This is a genomic window from Qipengyuania sp. HL-TH1, assembly GCF_036365825.1.
Lineage (GTDB): Bacteria > Pseudomonadota > Alphaproteobacteria > Sphingomonadales > Sphingomonadaceae > Qipengyuania > Qipengyuania profunda.
Genome location: NZ_CP142675.1, coordinates 387,334 through 401,466, shown reverse-complemented (window position 1 = coordinate 401,466; position 14,133 = coordinate 387,334). Strand labels below are relative to the sequence as shown.

The following is a 14,133-nucleotide window of genomic DNA, read 5'->3' as shown; positions in this document are numbered from 1 at the left end:
AGGCCGGGCGGGGTTTTTTGTCGCGAGGACGAAGCCCGCTCAGCCGATAAAGCGCGTCATCTTGCGCTCGAGCAGGTCGATAAGGTGGGGGTCCATGTACCGATAGCGATCGGGTATCCCGAGGCAGACGATCGGTGTCGAACCCAGCGACGATCTGAACTGCCGCCGGACGGCGGTCCGGTGTCTCTGTTCCATCACGAAAATGCGGTCCGCCCAGCACACCAGCTCGTCATCGAGCGGCGTGTCGGCTTCGGATGCAATTCCGGCAGAAAGGACATCCACGTCCTTCCTGCCGGAAAAAATATGCTCTGCTGTCGGACTTCGCCAGCGATTCTTGCCGCAGACGAACAGGAAGCGCTGCCTGGTCAGGCCGCCTCTTCCTCGTCCTTCTTGCCGCCATGGACCTGGATCGGCTCTTTCTTGCCTTCGACCACGTCCTTGTCGATCACGATCTCGGTCACCCCGTCCATGTCGGGCAGGTCGAACATCGTGTCGAGCAGGATGCCTTCGACGATCGAACGCAGTCCGCGGGCACCGGTCTTGCGCTTGATCGCGCGTTCGGCGATCGCGCGCAGCGCTTCGTCGGTGAAGGTCAACTCGACATCCTCGAGCTCGAACAGCTTGTGATACTGCTTGGCGATGGCGTTCTTCGGTTCCTGCAGGATCGTCACCAGCGCATCGACATCGAGGTCGTGCAGCGTGGCGATGACCGGCAGGCGGCCGACGAATTCGGGGATCAGGCCAAACTTGAGCAGATCTTCCGGTTCGCTCTTCTCGAGCAGCTCACCCACGCGGCGCTTGTCCGGGTCGGCGACATGTGCGCCGAAGCCGATCGAACGCTTCTGCAGGCGGTCGCCGATGATCTTGTCGAGCCCGGCGAAGGCGCCGCCGCAGATGAACAGGATATTGGTCGTGTCCACCTGCAGGAATTCCTGCTGCGGATGCTTGCGTCCGCCCTGCGGCGGGACCGAAGCGGTGGTCCCTTCCATCAGCTTGAGCAACGCCTGCTGGACGCCCTCGCCCGATACGTCGCGCGTGATCGAGGGGTTTTCCGCCTTGCGCGTGATCTTGTCGATCTCGTCGATGTAGACGATGCCGTGCTGGGCCTTCTCGACATTGTAGTCGGACGACTGGAGCAGTTTGAGGATGATGTTTTCCACGTCCTCGCCCACGTAACCGGCTTCGGTCAGCGTGGTCGCATCGGCCATGGTGAAAGGCACGTCGAAAGTGCGCGCCAGCGTCTGCGCCAGCAGCGTCTTGCCCGAACCGGTCGGACCGACGAGCAGGATGTTCGACTTGGCCAGTTCGACATCGCCCGCCTTCGCGCCGTGCTTCAACCGCTTGTAGTGGTTGTGCACCGCGACCGAGAGGACGCGCTTGGCGCGCTCCTGGCCGATCACATAATCGGCGAGCGTGGCGCAGATTTCGGCCGGCGTGGGAACATCGCCTTCCTTCTTGCCGGTCAGCCCTGCCTTGGTTTCTTCGCGAATGATGTCGTTACACAGTTCGACACATTCGTCGCAGATGAACACGGTCGGGCCCGCGATGAGCTTCCTCACCTCGTGCTGCGACTTGCCGCAAAAGCTGCAATACAGGGTCGATTTACTGTCGGTTCCGCTCAACTTGGTCATATCCTAACGTCTTTCCCGCGTCCCCATCAGAAGGCTCCAGACTGTAGGGGCCATGGGGTATGGGTCAATATCCCAGGTATCACACACCCCTTGCCACAGTCTGAAGCGGCAGGGTTGCCCAATTCCTACGACATTCTTGCAACAGTCCCACACGGGCACACTACCCGTGCCGGAACCTGAGTGCCGTCCTATTCGGGCGCGCCGCCCGAACCTTCGGCATCGCCGTTTTCGGATTCGGGACGGGTTTCGAATACCTTGTCGACGATACCGAACTTCATGGCCTCATCGGCTTCGAGGAAGGTATCGCGGTCCATCGCCTTCTCGATATCGTCGAGGCTCTGGCCGGTGTATTTCACATAGAGGTCGTTCATGCGCTTCTTGATGCGCAGGATCTCGCGGGCCTGGATCTCGATATCCGAGGCCATGCCGCGCGCGCCGCCCGAAGGCTGGTGGACCATGATCCGCGCATTGGGCAGCGCGATCCGCATCCCCGGCTCGCCCGCGGCAAGCAGGAACGAACCCATGCTCGCGGCCTGACCCATGCACACCGTCGACACACGCGGCTTGATGTATTGCATCGTGTCATGGATCGCCATGCCGGCGGTCACCACGCCGCCCGGCGAATTGATGTACATGCTGATCGGCTTCGAAGGGTTCTCGCTTTCGAGGAACAGCAGCTGCGCGGTGATGAGCGAAGCCATGCCGTCTTCGACCTGGCCGGTCACGAACACGATGCGTTCGCGCAGCAGGCGGCTGAAGATGTCGAAGCTGCGTTCGCCGCGGCTGGTCTGTTCGACCACCACGGGCACGAGCGCACCGGTTACGGGATCGGTGGTGAACTGGCCCTGCGCGCCGTGGGCGTTGCTGCCGAACAGGTCGATCATGAATAGTCCTCTTGTCGGATCAATTGGCCGCCTATGTCGCCATGCATCCCGGGATGTTCAAGGGCCTTAACCCTCGAAAGCCGCGGATATGTCGGATGCGGCCAAGATCGGGGCACTTTCCCGGCCTATATGGAGAGGCATACACTACAGGTGGCTGTCCGGAATCCGTTTGTCGGACGTGGAACGACATCGGTCGAGGCGCCATTGGCCCGCTCGCCTACACTCGTAGACGAACGCTCGACGAGATGGCGGGGAGGCTAATAAACCATGACTTTACGTTCGTTGACGCTGGCAGCGTCCACCCTTGCGCTGATTGCCGCTGCGCATGCACCGGCCCATGCCCAGGGCAGCGACGATGTGGCGGATACCGCCACCCCGGCGACCGCGCCAAGTGCCGGCGCGCAGGTGTTCGAGCCGGCCTATTTCGACCAGTTCGCACCGCGCAATGCGCTCGACATGGTCGATCGCATCCCCGGCTTCTCGATCAGCGGGGGCAATGACCAAGGCCAGCGCGGGCTTGGCCAGGCGACGCAGAACGTGATCGTCAATGGTGAGCGCCTGTCGAGCAAGTCCGAAAGCGTGCACGACCAACTGCGCCGCATCCCCGCACCCGATGTAATCCGGATCGAGATACTCGACGGCAATGCCACCAGCATCCCGGGCCTGACCGGGCAGGTCGCCAATGTCGTTTACACCACCACCGGCTCCTCCGGACAGTTCGAATGGACGACCGGTTTTCGCCCCTACAACACCGCGGCGCAGCTCTTCGGCGGCGAAATCTCGGTGATCGGCAGCAGCGGCGCGCTCGATTATACGGTTTCGCTGTCGAACGAGAACAACCGCTTCGGCGCGGACGGACCGGTCACCATCACCGATCGCGACGGGGCGCTGATCGAACTGCAGGACACCAAGTTTTCGGGCCGGTTCGACAATCCCAAGCTCTCCACCGCCTTCTCCTACGATTTCGGCGGCGGCGTGCTGGCCAATCTCAACCTCAGCTACGGGGTCGACTACTATTCGCGCCAGGAACCCGAAACCGGGACGCGCGCATCGGGCGAAACTCGCACCCGCGAATCGCGGACCGATGAAGATGGTCCCTTCTACGAGCTGGGCGGCGACATCCAGTTTCCCTTCGGCCCCGGCTCGCTCAAACTGATCGGCCTCGAACGGTTCGAGCGCGATAATTACGCCTCGACGCTGATCGACAGGTTCTCCGACGGTAGCCCGTCGCGGGGCTCGCGCTTCCAGCAGACTAACGGCGAAGGCGAGCGGATCGGGCGCTTCGAATATGACTGGCGATTGTGGAAGGCCGACTGGCAGCTGTCGGGCGAGGCCGCCTTCAACCGGCTCGACCGGCGTTCGAGGCTGTTCGAACTGGAAGCCGGTGACGAATTCGTCGAGCGCGCCTTCCCGCAAGGCACCGGCGGGGTGACCGAAGATCGCTACGAAGCCAGCCTCAGCGTCTCGCGGTCCCTGTCACGCACACTGTCGGTCCAGCTGATCGGAGCAATGGAATTCTCGACCATCGAGCAGACCGGCTTTGCCGCCAATTCGCGCAGCTTCAAGCGGCCCAAGGGATCGTTTGCCGCGACCTGGAAACCGCGCGACGATTTCGACGTCTCGGTCACGCTGGCGAAACGCGTCAGCCAGCTGTCCTTCGGCGATTTCCTCGCCTCGGTATCGCTCAACAACGACAATCAGAACGGCGGCAATAACGAGCTCGTCCCCTACCAGAGCTACAATGTCGAGATCGAAGCCAACAAGACCTTCGGTCCATGGGGCTCGATCAAGCTGGAAGCCCGCAAGGCGTGGTTCGAAGATTTCATCGACTGGTTCCCGCTGCCCAATGGCGGCGAGGCGCGCGGCAATATCGGCGATGCGGACCGGCTCCATCTGCAGGCCAATGCGACGCTCAACCTCGACCCCGTCGGGTTTCGCGGCGCGCGGCTCGATGTCGAGGTGATCAAGCGGTTCATGAATGTCACCGATCCCTTCACCGGTCTCGAGCGCCCCTTCTCCTACGACCAGGAAGGCGCGTTCGAGATCGATTTCCGCCACGACATTCCCGGCAGCGCCTGGGCGTGGGGCGCCAGCCTCGATCACGATGACCCGGCGCCCTATGCGCGGCGATACGAGGAGGGCCGCGAATGGGAAGGCCCTGTGTGGGGCGGGCTGTTTATCGAGCACAAGGATGTATTCGGCCTCACGGTTCAGGCCCGCGCGAGCAATCTGCTGGGTGCGCGCAATTACTTCCGCCGCACGGTCTACGACGGCGAGCGCCCCGATGGCGATATCCGCTTCGAGGAGTATCAGGATCGCCGCATCGGCCCGATCTTCCGCCTGACTGTCAGCGGGGATTTCTAGCGCCTCGCGGACCCCTCCCGCGTTCCACGCGTTAGGCGGAACAAGGGAGACCATCTTGGAATTCGATCCGCGTATTGTGATGTTCGTCGTATTCGGCGCCGGGCTGACGCTGGCCGTCACGCTCGAACGGTGGTTGGCCCGCTACTGGCTGTCGCTGCCGATCCTCTATGTCGCGGTCGGGTTCGCGGTGTGGTCGCTGCCGCTGGGGCTGCCGCATTTCAACCCGACGGTCGACGGCTTCGATGCGATGACGCTGGAATATGCCACCGAATTCATCGTCATCGCTTCGCTGATGGCCGCTGGGATCGCGATCGACCGGCCCGTCAGCTGGGTCAACTGGCGCCAGATCTGGCCGCTGCTGGTGATCGCTATGCCGCTGACGATCGGCGCGGTCGCGCTGCTCGGCTGGTGGGGCCTGGGACTGGCCCCCGCCAGCGCGATCCTGCTAGGCGCAGCCCTGGCCCCGACCGATCCGGTGCTGGCGCGGAGCGTCCAGGTCGGCCCGCCGGGCGAGGACCAGCGGCACGACGTCCGGTTCAGCCTGACGGTCGAAGCCGGGCTCAACGACGGCTTCGCCTTCCCCTTTACCTATCTGGCGATTGCCGCGGTCGGGATGACCGCGCTGGGCGGCTGGACGCTCGAATGGGCCGCGCTCGACCTTGGCTGGCGGATCGTGATGGGCTGCGCGGTCGGCTGGGCCGTCGGCCGCATCGGCTCGTGGTATGTCTTCGAACGCGAAGCCGATTCTCCCATGGAAGATATCGACGAGGCCAGCGAGAGCGCCGCTGAGCCCAGCTATTCGACCAGCGAGGGATTGATCGTGCTCGGCACGCTGCTGCTCGCCTATGGGCTGGCCGAGCTGGTCGAGGGCTACGGCTTCCTTGCGGTCTTCGTCGGCGCCGTGACCGCCCGCCAGCGCGAGAACCGCAGCCGCTATCACAAGATCAGCCACCACTTCATCGACCAGATCGAGCAGATCGTGCTGGTCGCGGTGCTGTTCGGCTTTGGAGCGATGCTGGCAAGCGGCGTGCTGTCCGCGCTGACCTGGCCCGCCGCGCTGCTGGGGACTGCGCTGATCTTCATCATCCGCCCGATTGCGGGTCTGCTCGCAGAGCTGAACTGCGATCTGCCGATGGTCGGCAAGCTGGCGGTGGCGTTCCTCGGGGTGCGCGGAATGGGTTCGATCTATTATCTCGCCTATGGCCAGAACCACGCCGACTTTGCCCAGATCGACCTGCTATGGGCTACGGTCAGCTTCACCATCCTGCTATCGATCGTGGTCCACGGCGTCGTTTCGGGGCCGCTTATCCGCCATGTCGAGAACCGCCGTGCGCATGTCCATGCCGGGCAGGATACCAGCATGGAAGCGCTATCGCCCGAGGCGGCAAAGCCGGAATAACCTCGCCCAACGACAAGGGGCGGCGAACCGTAGTCCGCCGCCCCTCGCGTAACCCGTGGTGCGGGATTATTTCTTTGCGGCGGCCTTCTTGGCAGGCGCTTTCTTGGCGGCCGGCTTCTTGGCAGCGGGTTTCTTCGCCGGAGCCTTGTCCTCGTCCTTGGCGGCAGCAGCCTTCTTCGGCGCGGCTTTCTTGGCAGGCGCCTTCTTGGCGGCGGGCTTGTCGTCCGCGTCCTTGGCAGCATCCTTCTTGGCCGGAGCCTTCTTCGCGGCGGCCTTCTTGGCCGGGGCCTTCTTCTTCGGCTTTTCCTCGGTGGTCTCTTCCGCTTCGATCGCGGCTTCGAGTTCCTCGCGGGTCACTTCCCGGTCAGTGATCTCGGCCTTGTCGAACAGGAAGTCGACGACCTTGTCCTCATAGAGCGGCGCGCGCAGCTGGGCGGCGGCCATCGGCTCGGACTGGACGTACTGGACGAACCGCTCGCGGTCTTCGGCGCGATATTGCTGCGCTGCCTGCTGGATGAGCATGTTCATCTCATTGGCATTGACCTCGACGCCGTTCTTCTGGCCGATTTCCGACAGCAGCAGGCCAAGGCGGACACGGCGTTCGGCGATCTTGCGATAGTCGTCCTTCTCGTCGTCCATTTCCTTGAGCATGGCTTCGGCATCGTCCGACTGCGCGGCTTCCTGCTGGAGCTGGGCCCAGATCTGTTCGAATTCGGCTTCGACCATGCCCTGCGGCACGGCGAAATCGTGACCGGCGGCGAGCGTGTCGAGCAGCTGGCGCTTCATCTGCGTGCGGGTGAGGCCGGCAGTTTCCTGCTCGAGCTGGCCGCGCAGCAGTTCCTTGAGCTTGGCGAGATCCTCGAGGCCGAGGTTCTTGGCGAACTCGTCGTCGATCGCAGTGTCGGTCGGGACCTTGACCTGCTGGACGGTGATGTCGAATTCGGCATCCTTGCCCTTGAGGTTTTCGGCCGGGTAATCGTCGGGGAAGGTGACCGTGATGGTCTTGGTGTCGCCAGTCTTCACGCCCGTGAGCTGTTCTTCGAAGCCGGGGATGAACTGGCCCGAGCCGATTACCAGCGGGGTGTTCTCGGCCTTGCCGCCTTCGAATTCGGTCCCGTCGACACGGCCGACGAAATCGATGATCAGCTGGTCGCCCTCGCCCGCCTTCTTGGTCTTGGCGGCGTCCTTATAGCTCTTGTTGTTCGACGCGATCCGCTCGACTGCTTCCATGACCTGCTCGTCGGTCACCGGAACGGTCAGGCGTTCGAGTTCGAGGCCATCCACTTCGGGGGCGTCGATTTCGGGAAGGATTTCGACTTCGACGCTGAGCGAGGCATCCTTGCCTTCTTCATAGCCCTCGTCGATTTCCACCTTCGGCTGCATCGCAGGGCGCAGCTTGTTGTCGGCCATCACCTTGTCGACCGATTCGCGGATCATGTCGTTGACCATCTGCGCGTGCAGCTGTTCGCCGTGCATCTTGCGGACCAGGTTCGCCGGCACCTTGCCCGGGCGGAAGCCGGGCATCTTCACCTGCGGGGCGATCTTCTTGACTTCGCTGTTGACGCGCTCGTCGATTTCCTTGGCAGGAATGGTGACGGTGTAGGCGCGCTTGAGGCCCTCGTTGGCGGTCTCTTTGATCTGCATGGGTTGAAACTCGTGACTTTCCAAAAGCGACTATGTGCAAGGGGATTCGCGCGGCGGCGGCACTGGTGCGGGCGAAGGGACTCGAACCCCCACATCTTTCGATACTGGTACCTAAAACCAGCGCGTCTACCAGTTCCGCCACGCCCGCTAACCCGAACGAAGCTGCGCGTTGGCGACATGCGCTACGCGTGTAGGCGCGTGCCTCTAGTAGGATGCGACCAAATGCGCAAGCGCGGCGACGGATGATGGAACGGCTTTGCGCGCGCACGCGTTTTGTAATCATGCACGACTACGATAAACCCAAGCCGCCGGCCAATACTCCGCCGGTCATCGATCCCGGGGCACAGCAGGAAAGCCCGGCCGGAGCGAAGGCCGATGGCGAGGTGCCTGCCGAAGACACCGAAGACGAAAAGATCGAAGTCGAGAAAGCGCTCGGCAACGCGCAAGAAGGCGGGCGCGACGGTGCAGGCGAAGCCGCGCTCGACAGTCCGCCACCCGATTGAGGATACCATACATGGCGACGCAACCCGACCCCGATCCCGACACCATCAATCCCGGTGCACCCGACGAGATGCCGCCCGCGAGTCCGCCCGACGAGGCACCGATGCATGAACCGCCCGGTTTCGAGCCGCCGCAGCCCGACTTCGACGAGCCCGACCGCGGTCCCGATGAAACACCCCCGCCGCCCGATTGATCTTGCCCGCGCGCGCGCGCCGCAGTATCGGCGCGCGCCATGAGCGAAGAAACCAAGAGCCAGACCCCGCCCGATCACCTTTCGGTCAATCCGGATAGCGAGCATTTCAAGATGGAAGCGCTCGAGCGCGGCGTCGGCATCCGCTTCAAAGGCAAGCAGCGCACCGACATCGAGGAATATTCGATTTCCGAAGGCTGGGTGCGCGTTCAGGCAGGCAAGACCGTGGATCGCCGCGGCAAGCCGCTGACGATCAAGCTGACGGGTCCGGTCGAAGCCTGGTTTGAAGATATGGGCGACGAACCGCCGGTGGCCAAGGCCGACTGATCAGTCTGCGAAATCGGCAAAGGCGCTGAGAAACCTCTTCGAGGTTTGCTTGCGCGCCGGGGCCATTGCGATCTGGCGGCGCGGCTGCGGCTGCCGATCGCTATAGATGAAGCCATCTACCGGCCAGGCCGTCGTCCCGACCTTGCCCAGCGGGGCATACCAGACGCGCACCTCGCTCCAGTCATTGTTGGGCGAAACGTCGACCGCGAGCACATCCTTTTCGATCTGCCCGCGGCGGCCGTTGATCGGCGACCAATTGGCGTGGTCGAGCAGCACCCGCCGCGAATCGAGCACGCGGCTGACCGCGGCCACATGACCCAACTGCATATTGCGATGCGCGCTGAAGGCCATCACTGCGCCGGGACGGGGCGTCGAGCCGGTGGCGTAGCGGCCTTGCGCCTGGTCCCACCAGGTATGCGCATCGCCGTAGATCTGGATACCTGAGACATCGCGCGCATAGGGTACGCACTGGAGGTAGGCGTCCAGTTCTGCGCCGTGGGCGGCGAAGTTGTCGAAGTCCTCGGCAAGCGCAGGTGTGGCGCAGGCAAGCAAGGCGATCACGGCAAGATTCTTCCTCATACCGGCAGGATTATGCCGGTTAAGCTTATCGCGATCTTTCCGGTTACGGTTAACGCGATTTAACCATGATCCCTGCTGCCGCTTGCAAAGCGGCGCGCAAAGCGCCACTTGCCGCGCCATCATGGTGCCCTCCTCCTCCAAGCCAACGGTGATCATCATCGGCCGGCCCAATGTCGGCAAATCGACGCTGTTCAACCGGCTCGTGGGCAAGCGCCTGGCGCTGGTCGACGACCAGCCCGGCGTCACGCGCGACCGGCGCTTCGGCAATGCGGAAATCGCCGGGCTCGAATTTCAGGTGGTCGACACTGCCGGATGGGAGGACGAAGACCCCGCCAGCCTGCCCGGCCGGATGCGCATGCAGACCGAAGTCAGCCTCGAGGGCGCCGATGCCGCGATGTTCGTGTTCGACGCGCGCGTCGGCCTGACCCCGCTCGACGAGGAAATCGCCCGCTGGCTGCGCGGGCAGTCGGTCCCCGTAGTGCTCGTCGCCAACAAGGCGGAAGGCACGCAGGGCGACGCCGGTATCTATGAAAGCTTCTCGCTCGGCTTTGGCGAGCCGGCCGGCATCAGCGCCGAACATGGCGAAGGGATTGGCGACCTGTTCGAACGCCTCTGGCCGATCATCGGTGACAAGGCCGAGGCGGCTGCCGAAACGCTCGAATTGAGCGAAGAAGATGAAGAGGCGCTGCTTGCCGGACCACTGAAGCTGGCGATTGTCGGCCGTCCCAACGCAGGCAAGTCGACGCTGATCAACCGCATGCTGGGCGAAGACCGGCTGCTGACCGGTCCCGAAGCCGGGATCACGCGCGATTCGATCGCAGTCGATTGGGAATGGCATGACCCGCGTAGCGGCGAAGACCGCGAAATCCGGCTGATCGACACAGCGGGCATGCGCAAGAAGGCGCAGGTCATCGACAAGCTTGAACGGCTTTCGGTCGCCGATGCCCGCCGCGCGGTCGACTTCGCCGAAGTGGTGGTGCTGCTGCTCGATGCCACCCGCGGTCTCGAATCGCAGGACCTCAAGATTGCCAGCATGGTGCTCGAAGAAGGGCGCGCGCTGATGATCGCGATCAACAAGTGGGATGTCGCCGAAGGCGCCAGCGCGCTGTTCAACGGCATCCGCGAAGCGCTCAACGAAGGTCTGGCGCAGGTCCGCGGAGTGCCGCTGTTCGCGGTCAGCGCGAAGACCGGCAAGGGTATCGACCAGATGCTCGGCGCGGCGTTCGACCTGCGCGAAGCATGGAGCCGCCGTGTGCCCACCGCCGCGCTCAACCGCTGGTTCGACGATGCACTGGAAGCCAATCCGCCGCCCGCCCCCAAGGGCAAGCGGATCAAGCTGCGTTATATCACGCAGGCCAGCATTCGCCCGCCGCGTTTCGTGGTGTTCGGTACGCGGCTCGATATGCTGCCCAAGAGCTATGAACGCTATCTGATCAACGGCATCCGCGACAAGCTGGGCTTCGACGCGGTGCCGGTCCGCGTGGTGCTCAAGAGTCCCAAGAACCCCTTCCAGAAGGATTGAGTTTGCCGCTGCTCGACATCCTGTCCGGCGTCGGCGCTTTCGACCTGATCGAGCGCACCAGTTCGACCCTGCGTGTGCAGCAGGTCGTCCAGCTCAGCCTCGCGCCGGCCTTCCTGCTTGCTGGGATCGGCGCGGTGATGAACGTCATGACCAACCGGCTGATCTGGGTCGCCAACAAGATCGAGCGGATTCTTAACGCGGGGGAAGATGGCGATGTCAAAGCCATGCGCGCCGAACTGCCCGCGCTGGAAATGCGCCGCAATTACGCCCAGCGCGCGGTCATGTTCAGCACCGCTTCCGCGCTGGCAATCAGCGTGGTCATCGTCCTATTGTTCGTGAGCGCCTTCGTCACCACACCGCTGGGCACGCTGGTCGCCGCGACATGGGTGATGTGCATGGGACTGCTTGTTGCTGGGCTCGCGTCCTTCCTGATGGAAACCCGCACCGCCGCCCGTCGCAACCGCGAACGGATCCGCGAACGCCGGGCTGCCGCCAAGTCCTGACTCAGTTTGCGCCCCGCGCGCGACCGACCGAAGTCATTTGCGCGACGATTGGCGTAAAAACGTCGGCCACGGTTCATCTCCACCTGTCATAAACGCGGCGGGGCAAGGAGGTGAGATATGAGCAAACTCCGCGTTTCGATCCACGGGCATGCCAATCGCGTGGACGATCAGTTCGCGCTCGAAGCACTCGACATCGCCACCGCATTGACGATAGCCGATATCAACGTCGGCACGGGCGATGCGGAAATCTGGGATGGCGAGCAGCGGCTGGCGCGTCTGTCCAAGCACGGCGGCGTCCACGCGACCTTCTGGCGCGTCACCTGACCGGCGTTATCCCGGGACCGAACACAGCGGGACGAGGCGTGGCAAAGAGGCTGAGACTGCGTGGCTTCGAATGAGCCGGCTCTAGGTCAGCCCGCTTCGCCCTCGCCCACCGGCTTGCTGTTGAGCTGGACATAGTTTTCCAGTCCCATCCGCGCGATCATGTCGAATTGCGTTTCGAGGAAGTCGACATGCTCTTCCTCGCTGGCGAGGATGTCTTCGAAAATCTGGCCCGTGGTAAAGTCGCGCACGTCCTGGCAGTAATCCGCCGCTTCTTTGAGCAGCGGGATCGCTTCCATTTCCATTGCAAGATCGGCCCTGAGGATTTCCTCGACCGTCTCGCCGACCTTGAGCTTGTGGATCGCCTGGAAGTTGGGGAGCCCGTTGAGGAACAGGATCCGCTCGGCGAGGATGTCGGCATGCTTCATCTCGTCGATCGATTCGTGCCGCTCGTACTCGGCGAGCTTGGTCACGCCCCAATCGGCCAGCACGCGATAGTGCAGCCAGTACTGGTTGATCGCGGTCAGTTCGTTGGTGAGCGCCTTGTTGAGGAACTCGATGACCTTGGAATCGCCTTTCATGGCCCTGTCTCCTGGCTGCTGGATGCGGCGCAGCTATGCGCTTTTCCACCGGCGCTTGGCAAGGTCGAAGATCGAAAAATCGGCGTAATTCCGCCAGTTGCGAGCAATTCTTGTTAGCGGAAAGTCACGCCGCGGCAGAGACGAGACCGAACTCGCGTTCTTCCTGCAGGATGTCGTCGGCATCGTCGAGACAGGTTCCGCAGCACGGTGCCTTGCCCAGCGCGGCATAGCACGCCTCGGCATCGCCCGAGACATGGCGCGCAGCACGGCGCAGTTCGCTTTCCCGGATCGCGTTACAGATGCAGACGTACACTCGACAACTCCTGCGATTGACTCGCATGAGCAGTTCTAGTGAGAGTCGTTCTCATTATCAAGCGTCGTTTTCCACGGCGCGCTCAGCGCCGCAGCGGAAACATTTGCCAGTAGGTCAGGCAACGCCACAACCATTCGAGCGGGCCAAACCGGAAACGCGTCAGCCACGGTTTCGACCACAGCAGCATGAGCGCCCAGGTGGCGAGCATGACCAGATAGAGCTCTCTGCGTCCCAGCTCGCCATAAAGCCCACCTGCCCAGCCGTGGAACACCAGCAGCATGACCAGCGATGTGCCGATGTAATTGGTGAACGCCGCACGTCCCGCCGCCGAGATCCGCTCCATCAGCCAGCCCGATGTGCGCGTGCCGATCACGGCGAGCACCGCAGCGAGGCCGAGGACGACGGGCAGGCGCGGGAGCATCGAAAAGCTCATGAAAGCGGCGAGCGTGCTCCAATAGGAGAACCCGATCCCCTTGACCCACAGCGCGATCAGCAGGGTCACCGCGCTTCCGATCGCGATACCGGCCAGCCCCCAGCGCAGCTGCCTGCCCGGGTTCATGCGGCCGCTGAACAGGCCGAACCGGTAAAGCGCCATACCGATCAGCATCAGCGGTACGGATTCGAGCGCGAAGAGGAACAGTCCGAACAGCGGGTCACCGCCATGTTCCGTGATGTTGTGGCGCACGTAGTCCGGGTAAGAGCCTTCGACGATGACCTGCCGCTCGGCCTGTCCCTCTTCGAGCGTGGTTTGCTTATCCGCGGCCAGTTGCTCGCGCAATTCGGCATAGGCGGGCTGTTCGCCGAGCGCCGTCTCGGCGATGAAATAGGGGGAAGCGGTGAAGCTGGCGACCATGGCGATCCCCGCAGCATATCCGAGCAGGCCGACGAGCAGCTGGGTCTTGGCCGCCCAGCGTATGCCGATCATCGTGACAAGGCCGAACACGGCATAATAGATCAGAATGTCGCCGCGCCAGATCAGGTAGAAATGCACCAGCCCGAACAGCAGCAGCCAGAACAGGCGGCGGGCCTGGAGCTCGCGCCCCTCGCCCTTGGCCCAGGCCTTCTCCATGAACAGATACAGCCCCGCGCCGAACAGCAGCGTGAACAGGCCGCGCATCTTGCCGTCGATCAGGACGAATTGCGCCACCCACATCCAGTCATCCGCGTCGCTGTGCGGGACGAGGAAGCCATCGGGGTACATATAGGCGGAAAAGGGTTGGCCGAAGGCAACGATATTCGCCGCCAGGATACCCATGACGGCGATGCCGCGGATGAAATCGAGACTAACGATACGGTTGCCCGCGAGCGCGCTCGGCAGCGGATCGTCCCCTGCAGTATCGGCGATCGCCGCCCGATCGTTCGCTTGGCTCATCT

At 63.2% G+C, this 14,133-nt stretch carries 16 protein-coding genes and 1 tRNA gene; 8 read left to right on the top strand and 9 right to left on the bottom strand.

The features are described from left to right. Positions 1–39: 39 nt before the first annotated feature. The 3 genes from VWN43_RS02490 to VWN43_RS02480 all read right to left on the bottom strand — a co-directional run bounded on the left by VWN43_RS02490 (position 40) and on the right by VWN43_RS02480 (position 2,515). A complete protein-coding gene (locus VWN43_RS02490) occupies positions 40–282 on the bottom strand; it encodes a phosphotyrosine protein phosphatase (protein WP_320180793.1) in 243 nt (80 codons plus the stop codon). 83 nt (positions 283–365) lie between these two features. Next, positions 366–1,631 carry an ATP-dependent Clp protease ATP-binding subunit ClpX gene (clpX, locus tag VWN43_RS02485; protein WP_253518729.1) on the bottom strand — a complete coding sequence of 422 codons (1,266 nt, stop codon included), beginning with the start codon at positions 1,629–1,631 and terminating at the stop codon, positions 366–368. A gap of 188 nt (positions 1,632–1,819) precedes the next feature. Beyond that, the gene (locus VWN43_RS02480) at positions 1,820–2,515 is read right to left on the bottom strand and encodes an ATP-dependent Clp protease proteolytic subunit (protein WP_253518732.1); all 696 of its coding nucleotides are present in this window, start codon (positions 2,513–2,515) and stop codon (positions 1,820–1,822) included. Positions 2,516–2,782: 267 nt separating this feature from the next. On the opposite strand from VWN43_RS02480, the gene VWN43_RS02475 reads away from it, so the two are divergent. Together VWN43_RS02475 and VWN43_RS02470 are read left to right on the top strand one after the other, a co-directional pair. Next, positions 2,783–4,879: a TonB-dependent receptor plug domain-containing protein gene (locus VWN43_RS02475; protein ID WP_320180794.1), complete on the top strand. Its 2,097-nt coding sequence runs from the start codon at positions 2,783–2,785 to the stop codon at positions 4,877–4,879. A 55-nt stretch (positions 4,880–4,934) separates the two neighbouring features. After that, positions 4,935–6,278 carry a cation:proton antiporter gene (locus VWN43_RS02470; protein WP_320180795.1) on the top strand — a complete coding sequence of 448 codons (1,344 nt, stop codon included), beginning with the start codon at positions 4,935–4,937 and terminating at the stop codon, positions 6,276–6,278. 66 nt (positions 6,279–6,344) lie between these two features. On the opposite strand, the gene tig is transcribed toward VWN43_RS02470, so the two are convergent. Both tig and VWN43_RS02460 read right to left on the bottom strand, forming a co-directional pair. After that, the gene (tig, locus tag VWN43_RS02465; RefSeq protein WP_320180796.1) at positions 6,345–7,922 is read right to left on the bottom strand and encodes a trigger factor; all 1,578 of its coding nucleotides are present in this window, start codon (positions 7,920–7,922) and stop codon (positions 6,345–6,347) included. Between the two features lie 63 nt (positions 7,923–7,985). Further along, a tRNA-Leu gene (locus VWN43_RS02460) sits at positions 7,986–8,070 on the bottom strand. Positions 8,071–8,203: 133 nt separating this feature from the next. On the opposite strand from VWN43_RS02460, the gene VWN43_RS02455 reads away from it, so the two are divergent. The 3 genes from VWN43_RS02455 to VWN43_RS02445 are packed head-to-tail and all read left to right on the top strand — an operon-like array spanning position 8,204 to position 8,940. Then, positions 8,204–8,425, top strand: a complete 222-nt coding sequence (locus VWN43_RS02455) for a hypothetical protein (RefSeq protein ID WP_320180797.1) — start codon at positions 8,204–8,206, stop codon at positions 8,423–8,425. A gap of 11 nt (positions 8,426–8,436) precedes the next feature. Further along, positions 8,437–8,616 (top strand): hypothetical protein, encoded by a 180-nt coding sequence (locus VWN43_RS02450; RefSeq protein ID WP_253518763.1) that lies wholly within the window; start codon positions 8,437–8,439, stop codon positions 8,614–8,616. A gap of 39 nt (positions 8,617–8,655) precedes the next feature. Beyond that, on the top strand, positions 8,656–8,940 hold the full coding sequence (locus tag VWN43_RS02445; protein ID WP_253518766.1) for a DUF3297 family protein: 285 nt from the start codon (positions 8,656–8,658) through the stop codon (positions 8,938–8,940). Here the strand turns inward: VWN43_RS02445 and VWN43_RS02440 are convergent, their stop codons facing one another. Next, complete coding sequence (locus VWN43_RS02440) at positions 8,941–9,678, bottom strand: CHAP domain-containing protein (RefSeq protein ID WP_420493520.1); 738 nt, start codon at positions 9,676–9,678, stop codon at positions 8,941–8,943. Here VWN43_RS02440 and der point away from each other — a divergent pair. From der to VWN43_RS02425, 3 genes are all read left to right on the top strand, one after another. Further along, positions 9,641–11,041 carry a ribosome biogenesis GTPase Der gene (gene der / locus VWN43_RS02435; RefSeq protein ID WP_253518772.1) on the top strand — a complete coding sequence of 467 codons (1,401 nt, stop codon included), beginning with the start codon at positions 9,641–9,643 and terminating at the stop codon, positions 11,039–11,041. The two genes, VWN43_RS02440 and der, sit on opposite strands and share 38 nt — an antisense overlap. A 2-nt stretch (positions 11,042–11,043) precedes the next feature. Continuing rightward, on the top strand, positions 11,044–11,544 hold the full coding sequence (locus tag VWN43_RS02430; RefSeq protein ID WP_320180798.1) for a DUF2721 domain-containing protein: 501 nt from the start codon (positions 11,044–11,046) through the stop codon (positions 11,542–11,544). Positions 11,545–11,661: 117 nt separating this feature from the next. After that, positions 11,662–11,868 carry a hypothetical protein gene (locus VWN43_RS02425; RefSeq protein WP_320180799.1) on the top strand — a complete coding sequence of 69 codons (207 nt, stop codon included), beginning with the start codon at positions 11,662–11,664 and terminating at the stop codon, positions 11,866–11,868. Positions 11,869–11,954: 86 nt separating this feature from the next. Here VWN43_RS02425 and bfr read toward each other — a convergent pair whose 3' ends face one another. The 3 genes from bfr to VWN43_RS02410 all read right to left on the bottom strand — a co-directional run bounded on the left by bfr (position 11,955) and on the right by VWN43_RS02410 (position 14,131). Next, on the bottom strand, positions 11,955–12,446 hold the full coding sequence (gene bfr / locus VWN43_RS02420; RefSeq protein ID WP_320180800.1) for a bacterioferritin: 492 nt from the start codon (positions 12,444–12,446) through the stop codon (positions 11,955–11,957). 124 nt (positions 12,447–12,570) lie between these two features. Continuing rightward, positions 12,571–12,759, bottom strand: a complete 189-nt coding sequence (locus VWN43_RS02415; protein WP_253518781.1) for a (2Fe-2S)-binding protein — start codon at positions 12,757–12,759, stop codon at positions 12,571–12,573. An 82-nt stretch (positions 12,760–12,841) separates the two neighbouring features. Next, a complete protein-coding gene (locus VWN43_RS02410) occupies positions 12,842–14,131 on the bottom strand; it encodes a DUF418 domain-containing protein (RefSeq protein WP_320180801.1) in 1,290 nt (429 codons plus the stop codon). Positions 14,132–14,133 lie beyond the last annotated feature (2 nt).

Excerpts from the sequence above, each read along its gene's own strand:
- clpX (WP_253518729.1), bottom strand. The coding sequence starts at position 1,631 with ATGACCAAGTTGAGCGGAACCGACAGTAAATCGACCCTGTATTGCAGC.
- VWN43_RS02480 (WP_253518732.1), bottom strand. The coding sequence starts at position 2,515 with ATGATCGACCTGTTCGGCAGCAACGCCCACGGCGCGCAGGGCCAGTTC.
- VWN43_RS02475 (WP_320180794.1), top strand. The coding sequence starts at position 2,783 with ATGACTTTACGTTCGTTGACGCTGGCAGCGTCCACCCTTGCGCTGATT.
- tig (WP_320180796.1), bottom strand. The coding sequence starts at position 7,922 with ATGCAGATCAAAGAGACCGCCAACGAGGGCCTCAAGCGCGCCTACACC.
- VWN43_RS02455 (WP_320180797.1), top strand. The coding sequence starts at position 8,204 with ATGCACGACTACGATAAACCCAAGCCGCCGGCCAATACTCCGCCGGTC.
- VWN43_RS02450 (WP_253518763.1), top strand. The coding sequence starts at position 8,437 with ATGGCGACGCAACCCGACCCCGATCCCGACACCATCAATCCCGGTGCA.
- VWN43_RS02445 (WP_253518766.1), top strand. The coding sequence starts at position 8,656 with ATGAGCGAAGAAACCAAGAGCCAGACCCCGCCCGATCACCTTTCGGTC.
- der (WP_253518772.1), top strand. The coding sequence starts at position 9,641 with ATGGTGCCCTCCTCCTCCAAGCCAACGGTGATCATCATCGGCCGGCCC.
- VWN43_RS02440 (WP_420493520.1), bottom strand. The coding sequence starts at position 9,678 with ATGATGATCACCGTTGGCTTGGAGGAGGAGGGCACCATGATGGCGCGG.
- VWN43_RS02425 (WP_320180799.1), top strand. The coding sequence starts at position 11,662 with ATGAGCAAACTCCGCGTTTCGATCCACGGGCATGCCAATCGCGTGGAC.
- bfr (WP_320180800.1), bottom strand. The coding sequence starts at position 12,446 with ATGAAAGGCGATTCCAAGGTCATCGAGTTCCTCAACAAGGCGCTCACC.
- VWN43_RS02410 (WP_320180801.1), bottom strand. The coding sequence starts at position 14,131 with ATGAGCCAAGCGAACGATCGGGCGGCGATCGCCGATACTGCAGGGGAC.